At 69.8% G+C, this 19,294-nt stretch carries 19 protein-coding genes; 15 read left to right on the forward strand and 4 right to left on the reverse strand.

Features of this window, described 5'->3' with window-relative positions:
* Positions 1–57 precede the first annotated feature (57 nt).
* Positions 58–4,032, reverse strand: a complete 3,975-nt coding sequence (gene eccCa, locus C4U03_RS25445) for a type VII secretion protein EccCa (RefSeq protein WP_103940806.1) — start codon at positions 4,030–4,032, stop codon at positions 58–60.
* A gap of 170 nt (positions 4,033–4,202) precedes the next feature.
* Here eccCa and eccD point away from each other — a divergent pair, with 170 nt between their 5' ends.
* The 12 genes from eccD to C4U03_RS25505 all read left to right on the forward strand — a co-directional run bounded on the left by eccD (position 4,203) and on the right by C4U03_RS25505 (position 15,202).
* Positions 4,203–5,603 carry a type VII secretion integral membrane protein EccD gene (gene eccD, locus C4U03_RS25450; RefSeq protein WP_103940808.1) on the forward strand — a complete coding sequence of 467 codons (1,401 nt, stop codon included), beginning with the start codon at positions 4,203–4,205 and terminating at the stop codon, positions 5,601–5,603.
* A gap of 7 nt (positions 5,604–5,610) precedes the next feature.
* A complete protein-coding gene (gene eccB / locus C4U03_RS25455; protein ID WP_103940810.1) occupies positions 5,611–7,044 on the forward strand; it encodes a type VII secretion protein EccB in 1,434 nt (477 codons plus the stop codon).
* 215 nt (positions 7,045–7,259) lie between these two features.
* Positions 7,260–7,580, forward strand: coding sequence for a WXG100 family type VII secretion target (locus tag C4U03_RS25460; protein WP_268817535.1), 321 nt, complete (start codon positions 7,260–7,262; stop codon positions 7,578–7,580).
* 37 nt (positions 7,581–7,617) lie between these two features.
* Positions 7,618–7,911 (forward strand): WXG100 family type VII secretion target, encoded by a 294-nt coding sequence (locus C4U03_RS25465; RefSeq protein WP_103940814.1) that lies wholly within the window; start codon positions 7,618–7,620, stop codon positions 7,909–7,911.
* Between the two features lie 104 nt (positions 7,912–8,015).
* Positions 8,016–8,555, forward strand: coding sequence for a hypothetical protein (locus C4U03_RS25470; protein WP_103940816.1), 540 nt, complete (start codon positions 8,016–8,018; stop codon positions 8,553–8,555).
* A gap of 566 nt (positions 8,556–9,121) precedes the next feature.
* Positions 9,122–9,535: a hypothetical protein gene (locus C4U03_RS40610; RefSeq protein ID WP_160147096.1), complete on the forward strand. Its 414-nt coding sequence runs from the start codon at positions 9,122–9,124 to the stop codon at positions 9,533–9,535.
* Between the two features lie 101 nt (positions 9,536–9,636).
* Entirely contained in the window at positions 9,637–9,774 is a 138-nt protein-coding gene (locus C4U03_RS40615; protein WP_160147097.1) for a hypothetical protein, read from the forward strand.
* A gap of 89 nt (positions 9,775–9,863) precedes the next feature.
* Positions 9,864–11,174, forward strand: a complete 1,311-nt coding sequence (locus tag C4U03_RS25480; protein ID WP_103940820.1) for a S8 family serine peptidase — start codon at positions 9,864–9,866, stop codon at positions 11,172–11,174.
* 1,024 nt (positions 11,175–12,198) lie between these two features.
* Positions 12,199–12,969 (forward strand): hypothetical protein, encoded by a 771-nt coding sequence (locus C4U03_RS41255; protein ID WP_200827456.1) that lies wholly within the window; start codon positions 12,199–12,201, stop codon positions 12,967–12,969.
* Between the two features lie 16 nt (positions 12,970–12,985).
* Positions 12,986–13,663 (forward strand): WXG100 family type VII secretion target, encoded by a 678-nt coding sequence (locus C4U03_RS25495; RefSeq protein WP_103940826.1) that lies wholly within the window; start codon positions 12,986–12,988, stop codon positions 13,661–13,663.
* A gap of 83 nt (positions 13,664–13,746) precedes the next feature.
* The gene (locus C4U03_RS25500) at positions 13,747–14,511 is read left to right on the forward strand and encodes an FkbM family methyltransferase (RefSeq protein WP_103940828.1); all 765 of its coding nucleotides are present in this window, start codon (positions 13,747–13,749) and stop codon (positions 14,509–14,511) included.
* A gap of 250 nt (positions 14,512–14,761) precedes the next feature.
* A complete protein-coding gene (locus tag C4U03_RS25505; protein WP_235018111.1) occupies positions 14,762–15,202 on the forward strand; it encodes a YbaB/EbfC family nucleoid-associated protein in 441 nt (146 codons plus the stop codon).
* A gap of 63 nt (positions 15,203–15,265) precedes the next feature.
* Here the strand turns inward: C4U03_RS25505 and C4U03_RS25510 are convergent, their stop codons facing one another.
* Complete coding sequence (locus C4U03_RS25510) at positions 15,266–15,706, reverse strand: YbaB/EbfC family nucleoid-associated protein (protein ID WP_103940830.1); 441 nt, start codon at positions 15,704–15,706, stop codon at positions 15,266–15,268.
* A gap of 196 nt (positions 15,707–15,902) precedes the next feature.
* Here C4U03_RS25510 and C4U03_RS25515 point away from each other — a divergent pair, with 196 nt between their 5' ends.
* Together C4U03_RS25515 and C4U03_RS25520 are read left to right on the forward strand one after the other, a co-directional pair.
* Positions 15,903–16,205 (forward strand): hypothetical protein, encoded by a 303-nt coding sequence (locus tag C4U03_RS25515; protein ID WP_103940832.1) that lies wholly within the window; start codon positions 15,903–15,905, stop codon positions 16,203–16,205.
* A gap of 21 nt (positions 16,206–16,226) precedes the next feature.
* Positions 16,227–16,973 (forward strand): hypothetical protein, encoded by a 747-nt coding sequence (locus C4U03_RS25520; protein WP_103940834.1) that lies wholly within the window; start codon positions 16,227–16,229, stop codon positions 16,971–16,973.
* Between the two features lie 98 nt (positions 16,974–17,071).
* Here C4U03_RS25520 and C4U03_RS25525 read toward each other — a convergent pair whose 3' ends face one another.
* Positions 17,072–17,656, reverse strand: a complete 585-nt coding sequence (locus tag C4U03_RS25525; RefSeq protein ID WP_103940836.1) for a YceI family protein — start codon at positions 17,654–17,656, stop codon at positions 17,072–17,074.
* A gap of 139 nt (positions 17,657–17,795) precedes the next feature.
* Between C4U03_RS25525 and C4U03_RS25530 the strand changes: the two genes are divergently transcribed.
* Positions 17,796–18,185 carry a winged helix-turn-helix transcriptional regulator gene (locus C4U03_RS25530; protein WP_103940838.1) on the forward strand — a complete coding sequence of 130 codons (390 nt, stop codon included), beginning with the start codon at positions 17,796–17,798 and terminating at the stop codon, positions 18,183–18,185.
* A gap of 132 nt (positions 18,186–18,317) precedes the next feature.
* Here C4U03_RS25530 and C4U03_RS25535 read toward each other — a convergent pair whose 3' ends face one another.
* The gene (locus C4U03_RS25535) at positions 18,318–19,250 is read right to left on the reverse strand and encodes a trypsin-like serine peptidase (protein ID WP_146087523.1); all 933 of its coding nucleotides are present in this window, start codon (positions 19,248–19,250) and stop codon (positions 18,318–18,320) included.
* Between the last annotated feature and the right edge of the window lie 44 nt (positions 19,251–19,294).

The following is a 19,294-nucleotide window of genomic DNA, read 5'->3' on the forward strand; positions in this document are numbered from 1 at the left end:
GCGGACGCCGAACGGCCGGTTCCGGGCAGGACCCGGAACCGGCCGTTCGGCGTGCGGTCAGTGCTCGGTGAGCGCGGCGGTCTGCATGAGCCGGGTGCCGGTGCGCCGGTCGACGTACGTGCCGCGGCCCACGGGCAGCGGCTGCGGACGGACGTTGCCGAACAGGGCGCCCTCGTCCTTGGAGCCGGACATGATCAGCGCCGGGCTGGCCATGTCCTTCAGCCGCTGCAGACAGGGGTCGAACAGCGCCCGGCCGGCACCGCCCATGGACCGCGCCACGATCAGGTGCATGCCGATGTCGCGGGCCTGCGGCAGCAGTTCGGCCAGCGGGGCCAGCGGGTTGCCCGACGGGGTGGCGACCAGGTCGTAGTCGTCGACCACCAGGAACAGCTCCGGCCCGTTCCACCAGGAGCGGTTGCGCAGCTGCTCGGGGGTCAGGTCGGACGGCGGCAGCCGGTTGACCAGCGCCTCGCGGGTGTCGTTCATCAGCGAGGTCGCCGCGGTCGAGGACGCCGCGTACCCGATGACGTGGTCGCCCTCGGCCCAGTCCAGCAGCGAGCGGTGGTAGTCCAGGATCATCAGCCGCGCCTCGGTGAGCGAGTAGCGCGCCTTGACCGACTCCACGACCAGCCGCAGCAGGTTGGACTTGCCGCACTCGTTGTCGCCGAGGACCACGAAGTGCGGGTCGTTGTCGAAGTCCAGCAGCACCGGCGCCAGGTTGTCCTCGTCGATGCCGATCGGGATCCGCCGCCCGGTCTCGGCCGCCTGCGGCAGCGCGGAGGCCGGCAGCAGCTCCGGCAGCATCCGCACCTGAGGCGCGCCCGGCCGGTCCCGCCAGGCGGTGCGGACGGTGTCCACCAGGTTTCGCACCCCGGCGGCCAGGTCGTCGGTCTGCGGCACTCCGTCGATGCGCGGCAGCGCCGACAGGAAGTGCAGCCCCTCACGGGTCAGCCCGCGGCCGGGCCGCCCCTCAGGGACGTTGGCGGCCAGCTTGCGGTCCATCTCCGACTCGTAGGCATCACCGAGCCGCAGCTCCAGCCGCGTGCCGAACAGGTCGCGGATGGTGGTGCGGAACTCCGACCACTTGTTGGTGGCCGCCACCACGTGGATGCCGTACCCCAGGCCCCGCGCGGCCACGTCGGTGATGGCCGTCTCCACCTGCTCGAACTCCTGGCGGACGGTCAGCCAGTTGTCCACCACCAGGAACACGTCGCCGAAGCCGTCCCCGCCGATCTCGCCGGCGGCCCGCATCCGCCGGTAGGTGGCGATCGAGTCGATGCCCCGCTCGGTGAAGAACCGCTCCCGCTGCTCCAGCAGCGTGGTGACCTCCGCGACCGTCCGCCGCACCCGGTCGGGGTCCAGCCGGGACGCCACCCCGCCCACGTGCGGCAGGTCGGCCAGGGCCGCCAGCGTGCCACCGCCGAAGTCCAGGCAGTAGAACTGCACCTCCTGCGGGGTGTGCATCAGCGCCAGCGACGTGACGATCGTCCGCAGCACGGTGGACTTGCCGCTCTGCGGGGCGCCCGCCACCGCCACATGGCCGGCCGCGCCCGACAGGTCCAGCCACATCGGGTCCCGGCGCTGGTCGAACGGCCGGTCCACGATGCCCGCCGCCGCGTGCAGCCGGCCCCGGCCGTCCCAGCCCGCCGTGGTGAACCCGTACTCGGGGGTCTCGGCCAGGCCGGGCAGCATCTCATCCAGCGTCGCCGGCTCGTCCAGTGGCGGCAGCCAGATCGCGTGCGCCGGCGGGCCCTGCCCGGCCAGCCGCTTGACCACCAGGTCGAACAGGCTCTCCTGGGGACCGCCGCTCGCCTCCTCCGCCGGCGGCTGCTGCGGCGGCTGCTCGATCTGCGGCGGGACGTAGGCCGGGCCGAACTGCACGATCTGCGGGATCAGCCGGGGACCGCCGGCGTCGGCCCGCTGCTGCTGCGGCTTGTGCGCCCCGGACACGTACGCGGCGCGGAACCGCACCATCGTCTCCGTGCCCACCTTCAGGTAGCCGTTGCCGGGCGCCTGCGGCAGCTCGTAGGCGTCCGGGACGCCCAGCACCACCCGCGACTCCATCGCCGAGAACGTCCGCAGGCCGATCCGGTACGACAGGTGCGTGTCCAGGCCGCGCAGCTTGCCCTCCTCCAGCCGCTGCGAAGCCAGCAGCAGGTGCACGCCCAGCGAACGGCCCAGCCGCCCGATCATCACGAACAGCTCGATGAAGTCGGGCTTGGCGCTCAGCAGCTCGGAGAACTCGTCCAGCACCACGAACAGCGTCGGCATCGGACGCAGCGGGGCGCCCTGCTCGCGCGCCTTCTCGTAGTCGCGCAGCGAGGCGTAGTTGCCGGCCTGCCGCAGCCACTCCTGCCGCCGCACCATCTCGCCGTGCAGCGCGTCGTACATGCGGTCGACCAGCGGAAGCTCGTCCTCCAGGTTGGTGATGATGGCCGACACGTGCTGTAGGCCGTCCATCCCCAGGAACGTCGCGCCGCCCTTGAAGTCGACCAGCACGAAGTTCAGCACCTCCGACGAGTGCGTCATCGCCAGGCCCAGCACCAGCGTCCGCAGCAGCTCCGACTTACCGGAACCGGTCGCCCCGATGCACAGCCCGTGCGGGCCGAAACCGCCCTGCGCGGCCTCCTTGATGTCCAGGTCGACCGGGCGGCCCTCGGTGTCCACCCCGATCGGCACCCGCAGCCGGTTGCGCGGCGCCCGCGGTCGCCACACCTGCGCCACGTCCAGCCGGTCCGGCTCGTCCACGCCCAGCAGCGAGGTCAAGGTGGTCGCCGACGACAGCACGTCGTGCTCCACCTCGCCGGAGGCGGCGCTGGCGCGCAGCGGGGCCAGCTGCCGGGCCAGCCCCTCGGCCTGGACGATGCCCATCTGGTCGGGCCTGCCCAGCGCGGTCGCCACGTCCTTGCCGGTGCGGTCGCGCCGCAGCATCGCCATCCGGTCGGCGGCCACCCGCAGCCGCAGCATGGTGTTGTCGGCGGTCGGCGCCACCGAGCCGGACAGGTCGATCACGCACACGTTCTTGATGCCGTCCGCGCCGATCTGCGAGTCGGCGGTCACCGACCCGCCGTCCACGACCACGACGTGGTACGGCATGTCGTTGCCGTTCAGCCCCGGCGAGAACCGGGCCCGGTCCTTGACCTCGGCGCCGAGCACGGCCTCCAGCCCCGACAGCGTGGTCGACATCAGCCGCACCGGGCCCGCCGCGTCCGTCTCGGCCGGGTGCATGGCGTGCGGCAGCCACTTGACCCAGTCCCAGTGCGGCATCGCCTCCGCCGACGCGCAGATCGAGATCCGCAGGTCGTCGGGGGAGTGGAAGGACGCCATCTGGGCGAGCATCGCGCGCACCATGGCCCGCACCGGCTCCGGCTCGCCCATCGGCACGATCCGCGCGAACGACGGCATCGACACCGCCACCGGCAGGTTCGGCACCGTCGAGTGCGCCCGGACGAACCGGCGCAGCGCCCCGGCCGTCATCGGCTCCAGGTCCTCGATCGGCTTGGTCTCCGGCGGCACCAGCTCCACCGCCAGTTTCTGCGGGCCGACGCCGATCCGCACATTGCCGAAGTCCTGGTCGTGCGGGCGGCGCTCCCAGATCCGCGCGCTCATCACCAGCGACCACAGCGACTCCGGGTGCGGGCTGTTCCACTCCAGCGCCTCGCGCTGCTGCTCGGCCGCCCGGCGCACCCGGCGCCGCGCCTGCCCGAGATAGCGGTAGTAGTCACGGCGGGCGCCGTTCAGCTTGAACTTGCGCTCCCCGGCGCCCCGCCCCATCTGGCCGACCATCATCGCGCCCATGGCCAGCGCCATGCCGCCGCTGCTGATCATCATGAGCGGATTGCGGGTTCCGCCGCCCAGGAACATCAGGCCCATCATGACCGGCATCACGGCCATCGGCAGATACATCAGGACGGCCTGGAAACCGCCGCTCTGTGCTTCCGGGATTTCCGGCGGGGACTCCAGCAGCAGCTCACCGCGGGGGGTGGGGGGAGGCTGGCGGCGTTCCTGACGTCGGATGAGGATGGTGCCCATGTGCTCCTCCCCAGGCGGCCACCGCGAACGCCGCCCTTGTCGCCTCTAGCGCAGCCGGCGGGACCGGATGATGTCATATACGGACAGGACTGGATACGCCGATTGATTTCACGGGATCCGAGCCATCATCCTAAGCTGCGCGCTGTTGTCGTCTAGGAGGACGGGACCTCGTGAACCCCCCCGCTGGCCTCGAACTGTGCAGGGTGACAATCGTCGCGCCCCGCCGCCGGATAGACCTGTCCCTGCCGTCGGACGTGCCTCTGGCGCATATGCTGCCCACCCTGCTGCGGGCGGCCGGAGCGGAGCTGGCCGACACTGGCCTGGCGCACTCCGGCTGGGTGCTGCAGCGGCTGGACGAAGCGCCCTTCGACCTCGCCCAGAACCTCGGCCAGCTCGGCGTCAAGGACGGCGAGATCCTCTACTTCCGGCCCCGGCTGGCCCAGCTGCCCGAGCTGTCGTTCGACGACGTGGCCGACGTCATCGCCAGCGGCATCCGGGAACGCCCCGACCGCTGGCGGCCCGCCACCACCAGGTCGTTCTGGCTGGGCTCCGCCGCCGCGGCGCTGCTGGTCGGCGCCGCGGTCATCGCGCTGTCCGGGCCGCCGTGGATCGCCCCCGCCATCGCCGCCGGTGCGGTCGCGCTGGTCGCGCTGATCGGCGCCGCCACCCTGTCGCGGGCGTTCGGCGACTCCGGCGCGGGCACCATGCTCGGCTATGTGGCGCTGCCGCACGCGTTCCTGGCCGGGCTGCTCGGCCCGGCCGAGTCGGACCTGCCGATCCTGCACACCGGTGCCCCCCATCTGCTGGCCGCCTGCGGGGTGACCGCACTGGCCGCGCTGATCGCCGCGTTCGTTGTGGCGGACGGGCTGCCGCCGTTCCTCGGGGTGTTCTTCGCCGGGATGTTCGGGCTGCTCGGCGCGGGCATCGCGCTCTTCTTCGAGGACACCGAACCGGCCGGGATCGCCGCCACCATCGCGGTGCTGCTGATGGCCTTCGCCGCCCTGGTGCCATCCCTGTCGTTCAAGCTGGCCCGGCTGCCGCTGCCGCCCGTTCCGGCCAACGCCGACGAACTGCGCAACGACACCGAGGTGGTGGACGGCCGCACCGTGCTGACCCGCACCGCCGCCGCCGACCGCTTCGCCACCGGGCTGGTCGCCTGCATCGCCCTGGTATCCATCGGCGCGCTGCTGTTCCTGTTCACCGAGGACGGCTGGATCGCCCCGACCCTCACCGCCGCCATGTCGGTGTCCCTGCTGCTGCGCGCCCGGGTCTTCCGCGGCATCGCCCAGCGGGCCTGGCTGCTGGTCGCCGGGCTGGTCGGGCTCGGCCTGCTGGAGGTGCACACCGCGCTGCACGGCGGTCAGGTGGCCGCGCTGGCGATGGCGCTGGTGCCGCTGGTGGTCCTCACCGGCATCGTGATCGGGGTGGTGCTGTGGCTGCCGGGCCACCGGCCCACCCCGTTCTGGGGACGGGCCGGCGACATCGTCGACCTGCTCGTGGTGATCACGCTGATCCCGCTGGCCCTGGCCGTCCTGGACGTCTACGCCCGCGTGCGCGGGCTGGCGGGGTGAGGCGCTGATGCAAAGCCGCCGAGACCTCTACCAGGCCCACCGGCTGATGATGCAGCGGGTCGGGCTGGCGCTGCTGCAGGGCGAGCCCGACACCGCCGAGTCGCCGATGAAGCGGCTGTCCATCGGCGCGTTCTCCGGCGCGATGGTCGCGCTGCTGATCGCCGGTGTCTTCGGCATCTGGGGCCTGCTGTCGCCCGGCGGCGCCAAGGGCCTGGACAAGCCCGGCATCCTCATCATCGAGAAGGAGACCGGCACCAAGTACATCTACGACGCCAACAGCAAGAAGATGCTGCCGGTGGCCAATTACGCCTCGGCGCTGCTGGCCCTGCAGTCGGGTAAGCCCGAGCGACGCACCGTCTCCCGCAAGTCGCTGGCCAAGTTCGAGCGCGGCCCGATGATCGGCATTCCCGACGCCCCCGACTCGCTGCCCGACCCCAAGCAGCTCATCAAGGGCCCCTGGTCGGTGTGCGTGCGCAACGCCAAGGGGGCGACCGGCGTCCCGCAGAACTTCACCACCCTGGTGGCCGGGCGCAGCGTCGGCGGACGCGCCCTCGGCGAGGCGGAGGCACTGGTGGTGCAGTCGGGCGGCCAGCCCTGGGTGATCTGGAAGGGCAGGAAGATGAAGCTCGGCCTGGCCGCCGACCAGGTCCCCACCATCACCGGCGGCACCCTGGCCATGGAGGTGGACGACACCTGGCTGAACGCCGTCCAGCCGGCCAGGGACTTCGCCGCCCCGACGATCCCCGGCCTGGGGCGGCCGGTGGACTGGGCCCGGGGGCGGGGACGCGTCGGGCAGATCTTCCGCGCCGACTCCGGCGGGGGAGGCGTCCTGTGGTACGTGCTGCTGGGCGACGGCCGGCTGGCGCTGATCTCCGACACCCAGGCCCAGCTGCTGCTCAGAAACCCGCAGACCGCCAAGGCCTACCCCGGCGAGCAGGTCGCCTTCCAGGAGGTGGACGTGGCGACGGCCAGCACGATCAAGTCGTCCACCCAGCTCTACGACCAGGAACTGCCGCGCACCCTGCCGCGCTTCGCCACCTGGGACACCACGGACCCGCTGTGCGCGGTGTTCGCGGCCGGGTCCTCCACCGAGGCCTCGCTGACCATCGGCGGCACCCTTCCGCCGCCGTCCGGCACCGAGCTCGGCGCCGGCGCGGGCGGCGGTACGTCCGTCGACCAGGTGGTGCTGCCCCCGGGCGGGGCCGCGCTGGTCGGGCAGGCGGTGGGCAACGGGGCGGTCAGCAGTCTGGCCCTCGTCAGCGACCAGGGGATTCGCTACGCGTTGCCATCCGGGGAAATCGCGTCCAAACTGGGCTTTGACCCGTCCAAGGCGACTCCGGTGCCGTCCAGTGTTCTGCATCTCATTCGCGAAGGTCCCGCACTGGAGCCGCGACGGGCCGTCACCCCTCTGCAAATCCGCACTTCAGCCGGGGGGCAGTAGGTAAGACGCCGACGGCGCCGGATTGGTTCGCCGGTGTCCGCATGAGGCATCGTTTTCTTTTCCGCCTCGACACGCCGTGGGGCAAGCCGTAGTGTTACATGCGCTTTCGGGTCACAAGGGTTGTGCCGATGTCGTGTGTCCAGCGGGCGAGTGCGGCTCGTGTACGGGGTGCTTGTGACACGCTCAGATCAACAACGCTCCCACGGAGGTGAACTGTGGCCCCGCAGTCAGCAGCTGACAGGGCGGCAATGGCCCAGGCCGCGCAGCGGATCGACCAGTCCGCCGGCGTCATCAAGGGCCTGCAGAGCAAGCTCGACGGCCACAAGGCCCAGCTGATGTCCGGCTGGGCGGGCAACGCGTCCGTCTCGTTCGACCGGGTCTTCAACGAGTTCCACACCAAGATGGGGCAGATCCTGCAGGAACTCGAGGGCATCCACGTCAAGCTGGTGGACACCCGCATCCGCTACGAGAGCACCGAGCAGGAGCAGGCCGACGCGGTCAACAAGATCAACGCCCTGCTGAACGGCACCACCTGACCGCCGCCCCGGCATCTGATCTCGGAGGACGAGGAACGTGACGGACTACACCAAGGTCAACTTCGGCGCGATGCAGCAGGCCCAGGCCGACTTCACCCTGGCCTACCGGGCGCTGGTCGACGAGCTCGACGACCTCGAGGCCACCCTGGAGCGCTCGCTGTCCCAGTGGGAGGGCGACGCGGTCCAGGCCTACTGGGAGGCCAAGGCCAAGTGGGATGCCGCCGCCGCCCACATCGGCAACGTGCTCAACCAGCTCGGCGTCGTGATCGGTGAGGCGCACTCCAACTACAGCGCCGCCGAGCAGGCCAACGCCGGCATCTGGGGCGGCTGATCCGACCGGCGGCATGACGTCGTGCGGCCCGGAGCTCCCAGCGCCGCACGACGTCGGTCGCGTCAGCGGCCGGCCGCCCTCGAACCGGGGAAGGGGTGTGTGCAATGGGCGCCCAGTACGAATATCCCGAGAAGCTGAAGGAACTCGGGATCAGCGAGCAGGACTTCGGGGAGATGGACCCCGACCTGCAGCGGTGGTACTACCTGGAATACCACGGTGCCGCCGCCAGGCCGCAGGACATCCACTTCCCGCGCGGCACCGCGCCGAGCGGGGACTTCAAGTTCGAAGCGGGGGACGGCTTCGACGTCAAGCCGCAGAAGCTCCGCGACCTCGCCGACGCTCTCGAGTCGGACCTGAACGAGTTGAAGCCGCTGCTGTCACGCATTCAGAGCGAGGGCCTGATCAGCACGTCGCATGTCGGCGAGTGGCCGTCCGGCGCGGAGTTCGCCCGGGTGGCGAGCAACACGCAGACGGGTTTCAACCAGTACCTGACCGACGTCGTCGCCGGGTACAACGGTGTGATCAGCAGGCTCCGCACCACGGCCGACAACTACGACAAGGCCGAGAAGAAGACCAACGAGCAGGCGAACAGCGTCAACACGAACGGTCCCAGCCCGACCACCAACGGCAACGTGGCGCTGTAGCAGGGTCGTGTGAGGAAGGCAGGCGAAAGGCAGTCGGATGGGGAAAGTCGACTTCCGGATCCACAATGGAACCTCACAGTGCCATACGACCAACGGTGAGAGTTTCGAAGAGGTCAAGCGGCGGCTGAAGTCACTCCAGCCCGAGCCCGTGGAGAAGGCCAGCAAGGCGTACAACGACGCCTCTGTCGTGCTCGCCAGAATGTCCAACCGGCTGCTGGACCATGCCAAGGCGCTGGTCGACAACTGGAGCGGCAAGGAGGCGCAGAAGGCTCTGGACCAGCTCAAGCAGGTCCACTGGACCACGACCGAGCTGTCGAACAAGAGCTTCAAGGTCGCGCACTCCTACCACTGGTACAGCTCAGAGATCCTGACGTGGTACAAGAACGTCGGCGAGACGATGAGCGACGGCATGTTCACCACTGGCGGCGACCACGAGTTCGCCCGCCAGTACCTCGGCAAGCTCTACATGCGCACCGGGGAAGCCCAGATGGTCATCCCCACCAGCATCACCAAGGATTTGCCAAGCGACAACCGAGGCGGATTCGAGGAACCTAAGGGTCCCGGCGGTGGACCTGGTGGCGGTCCTGGTGGCGGTCCTGGTGGTCTGCCAGGCGGCGGTCCTGGTGGCCTCCCAGGAGGCGGTCCAGGCGGATCAGGTGATCCATTTGCGCCTAAGGGAAACGGGCCCAACCTTCCAGGTGGACCTGGTGACCCGAACTATCCGGGTGGACCTGGTGGCCCAAATTACCCAGGCGGGCCTGGTGACCCGAACTATCCAGGTGGACCTGGTGGTCCCAATTACCCAGGCGGGCCTGGTAGCCCGAATTATCCAGGCGGGCCGACCGATCCGTTCGGCCGTGGTGGCGGCGATACCGACCTGTCGAACCTGCCCGGTGGTGGCGGTGGCGGTCTCGGTGGTCTTCCAGGCGGTGGCGGCGGTGGTCTGCCAGGCGGTGGCCCTGGCGGCCTCGGCCCCGTAGGCGCTGGACCGGGTGGTCTCGGAGCCGGTGGTCTCGGGCCCGGCGGCATGGGACCGGGCGGCTTCGGGCCCGTCGGCGCAGGGGTGGCTGGACGAAACGGCATGAGTGGTATGCCCATGATGCCCGGTGCCGGCGGCGGCAAGGACGGTGAGAAGGAGCGCGAGCGCACCACCTGGCTGACCGAGGACGAGGACGTCTGGGGCGCCGACGGTGACACCGCTCCACCAGTGATCGGCTGACTGGCTCCGCGCCCGAGTATGGCCGGGGTCGTGATGTGGGCGGATGGCAGGCCCTGCCGTCCGCCCACAGCGGCGTACGGAAGAGGTGGATGGTGCGACGCCTGATACGAGTAGCCGCGGCAACGCTCGCAATAGCTTTGGCCGGAGCGCCTACGGCTGCGGCAGAGGCGGTACCTCGGCCGAATATAAACGTTCAGTGGTGGTTCGATTCATGGGCGATCGAACAACTGGTCTGGCCTGCGACTAAAGGTCGCGGAGTTACTGTTGCGGTAATTGATACTGGTGTCAATGCCCAACTTCCTGACCTTCAGGGTGTGCTTCTGCCTGGCAAAAATTTTCTGGGCGGCGGAAACGTGGTTCGCCGGGACACCGATGAAGAGAAATTTGGCCACGGCACGGGCATGATAAGTCTGATTGCCGCTCAGGGGGGAAGAACGGGCTTTGTTGGTCTGGCCCCGGAGGCTAAGGTTCTTCCGATCGTTGCTAATACTGGAGAAGACACGATAGGTCCTGCGGTCCGCTATGCTGCGGACCAGGGAGCCAAGGTTATTAATATCTCCAAAGGGGCCTCTGCGGGTAATATAGAATGTCCGCCAGGCTTGCAGGCTGCCGTAGTCTATGCGGCAAAGAAAGACGCAATCGTCGTAGCGTCGGCCGGCAATAGTGGAAATCTATCAAATTTCCCAGAGTACCCGGCTTCGTGTCCCGGAGTGGTAGGTGTTGGGGCTATTGACAACCAGGGTGCTCCATGGGAACAGACTCAGCGCCAAGACTATGTCGTGATGGCTGCACCAGGTGTCGGAATCTCGGCCATCAGTAGGGATGGACGAGTCTGGGGGAATGGAGAGGGAACAAGCCAAGCGGCCGCGCTGGCATCTGGGGCGTTTGCGCTTGTGCGGAGTCGGTTCCCGGACATGTCGGCTCGGGAGGTCGTGCAGCTCGTCACCAACACGACTGTGGATGTCGGTCCCAAGGGGCGGGATGACATGACCGGGTTCGGAGCCATCAGTCTGCGGCGGGCGTTGCGGGAAAAGGTGCCGGCGAGCGCACCCAACCCCGTCTATGAGCGGCTTGACAAGGTGATGGCGCAGTCCTCGCCCGGTTCGTCCGGGGCGCCGTCCTCGGCGGATGACGGGGACGACGGCGGTTCCGGGAATCTCACGTTGATCCTGGTCGTCGGCCTGGTGCTGGTCGGTATCGCCGTGGTCGGAGTGCCGATCTCCATCGCTCGCGACCGTAAGAAGAAGCGAGGACGCGACCAGCCGCCGCCGCCCGGTGGGGGGCCGGGGACGCCGCCGTCGTTTGGGGCGCCTCCTGGTGGTCAGCCGCCGTACACGCAGGCGCCTTACGGGCCACCGTCGGGGCCGCAGCCGCCGTACCCACCGCATCGGGGAGGGTGAAGTGACCGAACAGCCCAACAGGATCGCGACGCTGCTCAACCCTGGGGACGTTCAGCAGGCCGCGCCCGTGCAGCCCGCTCCGCCGCCGCCCGCCTACGTTCCCCAGCCCGCGCTGGACGGCGACGGGCTCGGCGCGCAGATCTACATCGGCGGGAACGAGGTCGAGGCCGACGACGGCGGCGTCGAGATCCGGTTCAACCGGGACGGCTCCACGGCCGTCGGCCTGCCGGAGTCCGGGCCGGGCCTGCCTGGCGGTGGAACGGCGGCGCCCATGCCGGCGGGTGCTCCCGGAACCCCGGAGGGGGCTTCGCTCGCCCCGCATCAGGAGGGCGTTCCGCCGGCGGCAGGGCAGGGACCGGGCGAAGCGGCCCCGATGCCCGCCCCGGCACCTTCACCGCCATCAGCGTCCGGGATGCCGGGAGAGGCGGTCCAGCTTCCGCACCGGGTAGGCGACGGCGGATCCAGGGCGAACCTGGAGGGCGAGACGGCGACCCTGCCCCATCACCAGGCAGGCGGTGTTCCGCCCGCCCCCTCGGATGCCTCCGGCGGCCATCTCGCGGGCGGCCCGGGCCCGGTGCAGACAATGCCCGCGCCGGGGGCTGCGGGTGGTGCCGCCGGTTCCGGCGGTTCCGCCGAGAGCCACCTTGCCGGTGGACCTGGCCAAGTTGAGGCAATGCCCGCACCCGTTGGTACGGAGGGGGCCGGTGGCGTTGTCGGCAGCCACCTTGCGGGCGGACCTGGACAGGTGGAGATGATGCCCGCGCCCGCGCCGGGCGGGCCGGGCAACCTGGCGGATCCGGGTGCGGCGATGCCAGCGCCCGCGCCAGGGGCTGCGGGTGGTTCCGCCGAGAGCCATCTTGCCGGTGGGCCTGGTCAGGTGGAGACGATGCCCGCACCCGCGCCGGGTGGACCGGGGAATCTAGTAGATCCTGGTGTGCCGATGCCGGCGGGTGAACCTGGGGCGTCGGGCGGACGACCGGGGGACCCGGGTGGGCAGGCCGGGGCCCAAGAGGCGGCACAGCATGTGACCGGGACCGGGCCGAACGCGGCGTCGGCGGACGTTCATGTCGATCCGGACAGCGGGCTGAAGCCGGAGATCCGCAAGAATCCCGACGGCAGCCTGGACGTGGTCGTTCCGAAGGGGCCGGGACATCCGGAGGATGTCCGGATCCATGTGGATCCGGGCAAGCACGTCAGGATCGACCTGGACAAGAACCCGGACGGCACCCTCAAGGTCAAGGTGGGGAAGGCACCGCCGCATCCCGAGGGGCCGGCGCCGGGCGCCGACCCGGCCAAGCTGCCGGGTGGCCAGTCGTCGCCGGAGATGCCCAAGCCCCCCGGCGGCGGCCCTCCCGGCGGAGGCGGAATGCCGCCGGGCGGTGGAGGCGGCATGCCCTCCGGCGGCGGCGGGCCGTCCGGTGGTGGGGGGCCGTCGGGCGGCGGTGGGCCGTCCGGTGGTGGAATGCCCCGGATGCCGCAGGGGCCGCCGGGTCCGGGCGGCCCCGGCGGCGGTGACCGCCAGGTCGACTCCACCGCCGTGCGCAAGCTGGGTGACGACATCGACATCCAGGCCGGCGGCAAGATGGACGCCGCCAAACGCCGGATGGACAACACCGAGGTGTCCTGGCCGGCCTTCGGGGTGCTGGGCTTCCCGCTGAACATGGCGCACGGCCAGGTGAAGGGGAGCGCGTCACAGTATCTGGCCGACGGGCGCAGCACGCTGACCGACTGGAAGCGGTCGCTGCACCGCAACGCCGACACCTGGAAGGGCGCCGAGGATGCCAACACGCTGTGACGAAGGGGGCCGGTGAATGAGCTTCGTGGAGAGCGGCAAGTGGCTGTGCATGATGGCGATCGCCGAGGCGACGGCGGCCTCGTTCGTGATCCCGGCGGCGATCCCGATGACCGTCATGATCGGGCTGTCCTACTCCGACCCGGGTGCGATGGAGACCGCCGGCGCCGAGTGGAAGCAGACCGCCAAGGAGCTCGAGAACATGAAGGACGAGCTCAAGCAGATGGCGGCCGGGGTGCCGGAGGAGAAGTGGTCCGCCAAGGACCGCGAGGCGTTCAACAAGGCCCTGGAGCAGTACTCGCAGGAACTGGACAAGGTGCACGGCTTCACCGGCGACGTCGGTGACATGCTCGATATGGCGTCCAAGATCTTCTTCGCGTTCGCGGTGCTGGCCTTCGCGCTGGCGCAGATCCTGGCGATCCAGGCGCTGGCGATCATCGCGGCGTCCTGGACGGTGGTGGGCGCCGCCGCGCTGATGGCCGCGGCCAACGCCACGGCCGGGGTCTTCGACGGGATCATCGCGGCGTCCTCGATCAGCCTGAAGACCGCCGTCCTGCTGATCGGCGGCATCATCGGCGCCGGCATGATCGTCTACTCGCAGACCGCGGGCAAGGGCGCCAACCCGGACGGCTCCGGCCCGGTCATGTTCAAGAAGGCCCAGATCGCTCCGGGCGGCATGCCGAACCTGTCCGTCTGAGCGAAGGCTCGTTCCGCGGGGTGCTCGGGCCGTCTCCCGAAAGACGACCGTAGGGAGAGGGCCCCGCGCGGTAGGGTCGGCGGATGCTCCTGCGTGCCCGGGGGATCGCACGATCCCTGGTGATGTACTACGGGGTGCCGGGTAAGCACCGGCGCTCGCTGCGTCTGTACCGCGAGTTCCTCGGGCCGGGTGATCTGGCCTTCGACGTCGGCGCCCATGTGGGCGGCCGGGTGCGCGTCTGGCGGCGCGTGGGGGCGCGGGTGGTCGCGGTCGAGCCGCAGCCCGACTGCCTGCGCGTCCTGCGGCTGCTCTTCGGCCGCGACCGCGCGGTCACCATCGTGCCGACGGCCGCCGGGGCGCGGGCCGGGCGGGCGCGGCTGGCGCTGTCCACCGCGACGCCGACGGTTTCGTCGATGTCGGCCGACTGGCGGGAGTCGGTGGCGACGGACCGCAGTTTCGCCCGCGTACGGTGGGACCGCTCCGTCGAGGTGGAGGTGGTGACCCTCGACGACCTCATCGCGGCCCACGGCGTGCCGGCCTTCTGCAAGATCGACGTCGAGGGCTTCGAGGCCGACGTGCTGGCCGGGCTCACCCGGCCCCTGCCCGCGCTGTCGCTGGAGTACGTGCCCTCGGCGCACGACGCCGCCTTGGCCGCGCTGGACATCGTGGAACGGCTCGGCGCGACGGCGGGCGGCTATCTCTACAACTACTCGCCCGTCGAGACGATGCGGTTCGCCGGCGAACGCTGGGTCGACGCGGCCGCCCTGGTGCGGTTTCTGGAACGCATCCGCCCGCTGGGTCGCTCCGGTGACGTCTACGCGCGCCTGCGGAACCCGGCGGGGGAGTGAACGGCCGCTCGGCCCCGTCCGCGACCGCGGGCGGGCACCGGGTGATCGTTGCGGGGTCGTCGGCGGTGGTGCGGCTCCGGGCCGTCCCGTCGAGGTGCGCCTGCCGGTCCGCCGCCCCCCGTCCCGTTCGCGTCGGCCGGATGTGCCGCATCATGGTCGGCACGCGAGAATCCAATCTTTGCGACAAGATGGACACCCGGCAGGCGACGCCGTCATCCGGGCGGAAACGGCGGGATGAAATGGGGGTTTCGTGACTGCAGGATTCGGCGATTTCGCCAACATCGACGTGGACAAGTTGCTGGGCGGCGCCAAGGAGCGGTTCGCGCGCATCCAGGAAATGCAGGAACGCGCCCAGGAACTGGTGGGACGTGCGGAGGGGGCCGAGGGCAGGGTCCGGGCCGAGTTCACCTTCACCGGCGGGCTGACCGAGCTGGTGATCGATCCGCGCGCCATGCGGCTGAGCTCGGTGGAACTGGCCGAGGTCATCAAGACCGTGATCGCGGAGGCCTCCGCCGACCTGCAGCGCAAGTCCAACGAGCTGATGGCGGAGGTCTACGGCACCGACGTACGGGAGCTGATGGACCCGGAGAACGCCATCGCCAGGGCCCGCGAGGCCCAGGCGTCCTACGACCGGACCATGGCCGACGTGATGGGCCAGCTCGAAAGCATGCGACGCCGCATGGGGCTGTGAGCACGGCGGCCGACCGGGCCCGCCGCACCCGCCCGTCCGCACCGGGCGGGCGGGTGCGGTCGTTCAGCGGGCGCGGCGCTGGACGTCCTGGGCGCGGACGTCCATCTCGCGGGCGAACGAGTCGGTGAGGCTGTCGAGCTGCTTGCGGATCCGGTCCTGGTCCACGGCGGTGCCCGGGTCGAAGCCGACGCCGCCCATCGCCTCGCCGAGTAGTTCGCCGATCTGCCGCTGGGCGTCGTCCTGCGCGGCGTTGACGCCGGTGGTCAGCTGCTCGGCCAGTGTCTGGCTGTCCAGCCGCATCGCCCGGGGGTTCAGCTCGATCTGCTCGACCCTGCCCTGGCCGTTGCAGGTCACCCTGATGTGGCCGTCGGCCGCCTCGCCGATCCCGCGGATCTCCTCCAGCCTGCCCTGTGCCGCCTCGATCCTCCCGACGATCTCCTGGCTCTGGGCGAGGACCTTGTCGAGGTCCTCGAGCTGGAAACGGTCCGGATCGAAATTGAGCACGGCGGAACTCCTGGTGACCTGAGAGCGATGTCCGGCGATCCTGCCGACCCGGCATGATCAACTTCGGAACGCGGGGCGACGGTTGCTCTTCCGCCGTTTGAACACCAGGTGACTCCGTCGTCGGACGGCCGGCCGGTGGTCTACTGTCCGATTCCGAGGCGGAGCGACCGTCCGCGGCAGTCGGCGAAGGAGCACGATGACGCAGGATCGCCATGTCACCTCCGAGGGCATCGGCAAGGTCCGGGCGAAGGTCGTCGGTGATCTGAAGAGGATGATCGACGAGATGAGGACCGACATCGATTCCACCGATGTCGGCCCTCCCGGTTTCGGCCTGCTCGGTGAGATCGTCTTCGGCTGGAAATACCGCGAGATCCAGGAGCACTGCCGGGAGATTCTCGGTCAGGCCGGCGAGACCCTGGACGCGTGGGGCACGTCGCTCACCGTTATCCAGCAGAACTGGCGTAACGCCGAGAACGCGAACACCGTTCAATATCGCTGAGCATTCGGCCGGGAGGCAGAAATGGTAGCTGTCGGTTATGCGGCGGGCACGGCCGGCGCCGCCCTGGGGCTGCTGCGCACCAGCGCCACGATGTCCCAGCTCATCAACGTGGGGGTGGCCATCGCGGCGACCGCGGTCGCCAACGTGCCGGCCATGGGCGACGCCGCCGCGAACTGGACCGCGATCGCCGCCCGGATGGACGGCGGGGTCAAGGGCACCGAGAGCGACATCATCCGGCAGGTCCGTCAGGACTGGATCGCCGACGACGGCCGCGCCTTCATCGAGGTGGTCAACCGGTTCACTGCCGAGACCGAGGCCACCCGCAAGTTCTTCGACCAGGTCGAGAAGTCGCTGGACGACATCGGCGACGCCTACCGCACCTACTGGTACTCGATCCTGGTGATGGCGGGCACCGCCCTGTCGGTCTGCCTGGTCGCCTTCGCGATGCTGTTCACGCCCCTGTTCCCGCAGGGGATGGCCATCCTGCAGTGGATGGGCGCGCTGGCCTGCAAGATCATCGCCTTGCTGACCACGATGCTGAAGGGGTTCCTGGCCATCGCGGCGACGACGCTGGCCACCGGCGCCAAGGGCATGATGCAGCTGTTCAACATCAAGCCGACCGGCGGCGCCGCCATCGACTTCACGCAGACGCGGGTCGACATGAACAGATTCAACGACGACTTCTACCAGAATCCGAACAGGCCCAACACGGCGGGCGGATTCCACTGGGTGGCCCCCAAGCGGGACGAGCCCGAGCCCATCAAGTGACGGCGGCAGGCGCTCCGGCCGCCGGCCTGCCGCGCGTCCTTCCGCCCGAGGGCCGGTGAGAGCATCCGCGACACGGCGGGGTACGCGGACACAGGTCCCTATCGCGTGGCGCGGGTCCGCAGGGCGGCCTGGATCTCCAAGACGATTTGGACCTTCTCGCTCAGCCCCACCCCGCCGCCGGGGATCGGGCCGTTGTAGCTGACGCCGAAGTCCATCCGGTTGATCTCACCGGTGGCGGTGAAGCCGACCCGGGCCCCGGCGAACGGGTCGGGCACGAAGGGGTCCGGGCCGAAGCCGTGCACCTCCAGTCGGAGCGGGACCGGCAGGGTCACGCCCTTGAGGGTGAGTTCGCCGTCGAGGAGGAAGTCGTCACCGTCCGGGCGCAGCCCCGTGGAGCGGTACGTCATGGCCGGGTACTTGTCGACCTCGAGGAAGTCGGCGTTGCGGACGTGGTCGTCGCGCTGCTTGTTGCCGGTGTCCACCGAGGACAGGTCGATGGTGGCGGTCACGCTGGACTCCCGTGGGTCGGCGGCGGTGACGATCCGCCCCTCGAACGTCCGGAACCGTCCCCGGACCTTGCTGATCATCAGATGGCGGACGGTGAAGCCGACCTCCGAGTGGACCGGGTCGATGTCCCAGGTGCCGGCGACGTATCCGGGAATCTCGACGAGTTCGGCGGGCATGGTGTCTCCTGTGGTTCCGAAGGATAAGAAAGTTCCCATCGATGGTCTAGTTCCGATCGGGAACTGCTCTTATCCTGGGCAGACCCGTCTCACGGCACAAGAAGGCACTTTCTTCTGCCTCGGTCACCCGGAGGTAACCATGCAGGCCATCGACCCGACAGCGCATTCGCCCGGTGCCTGCCAGGCCCGCGAGGTCCTCGACCGGGTCGGGGACAAGTGGTCGCTGTACGTGATCTCCCAGCTGGGCTCCGGGACCAAGCGGTTCAACGAGCTCAAACGCGAGATCGACGGCATCAGCCAGCGCATGCTCACCGTCACCTTGCGCGGGCTCGAACGCGACGGCATCGTCACCAGGACCATGTATCCGGTGATGCCGCCCCGCGTGGAGTACTCCCTGACCGACCTGGGCCGCACGCTGCTGGAGACGGTGGGCACGTTCGTGCGCTGGGCGGAGGAGAACCTCGACCAGATCGAGGCCGCCCGCGCCCGGTACGACGCCCGCGCCGGGGAGATCGAGGCGTTCGGCTGACCCGCCGGACGTTCGGCGCGGCTGACCTGCCGGAGGTTCGGCGCGGCCGTATGAGGCTGATCCACCGGACGTTCGGCGCGGCCGTACGGGGACTACCCCGGCGAGCCCGACGGCGTCCGGCGGATCCGTTCCCTACGCGTTGTTGCTGGCGTACTTGCGCAGGTTGGCGACGTCCTTGTCGAAGTACGAGGTGTAGGAGACCCAGTGCACGCTGCCGCCGCCGCGGTAGCCGCCGATGACCCCGTTGATGTACCCCTTCTTGGTCTTGCTGTTGTACTTCAGCAGCCAGGGACTGCCGCTGACGCCGCCGTAGAAGCCGTTGCACTCCAGCCGGACCTGGTAGCGGGCGTACTTGGCGGTCCCGGTCCGGCACCAGATGGGCCGGTCGCGCGAGTCGAACTTGATCTTCGGGTAGCCGGTCACGTTGACCGTGTTGCGGTAACCCTGGTCGATGGCCAGCGGGTTGCCGCCGACCCGCTGCTGGATCAGCCTGCCGTCCTTGGCGTGCAGCGAGATGAACCCGTAGTCCAGGTCGGCGTCGCTGCGGTTGGCCCACAGTCGGTGCACGAACAGCTTGCGGGCCGTCCAGATCCCATAGGGCTTCTTGCCCCTGTCGTACTTGGGCACGAAGGCGACGTTCTTGTAGTAGGTGCGGCCCATGCCGCCGTGGATGCAGTGCGCCGCCGTGATGACCAGCCGCTGCGACGTGCTGTTGATGACCGCGCCGGTGCAGTAGCGGTCGCCCGAGCCGTTGTTGAAGAACAGCGCCCCCACCGAGGGGATGCCGCCGTAGGCCTGCGCAGTCCGCGCGGCCGCGGTCGTGGTGACCCCGCCGGACGTGGCGGTCCGGCCGTCCACCGGCGTGGCCTTGGCCATCCGCTCGGGGGTCCAGTACGACTCGACGCTGCGCGCCGCGGTCGCGCTGATCACACCGCTGTCGGCCGCCTGCCGGACCTGCGCGACGGGCTCGTCGTCCCCGGTGAACGCCATCGCGCCCACGGTGGCCGCGACCACCCCGCAGCCAGAACCCAGCGCCACCCACAGCCGCATACGTCTCACGCGCATTCCCCGGAAACTACCCACTTTTCCGGTGGCCCGGCAATCTCAAA

The organism is Thermomonospora echinospora, from assembly GCF_900108175.1.
In the GTDB taxonomy this organism is placed as follows: domain Bacteria; phylum Actinomycetota; class Actinomycetes; order Streptosporangiales; family Streptosporangiaceae; genus Thermomonospora; species Thermomonospora echinospora.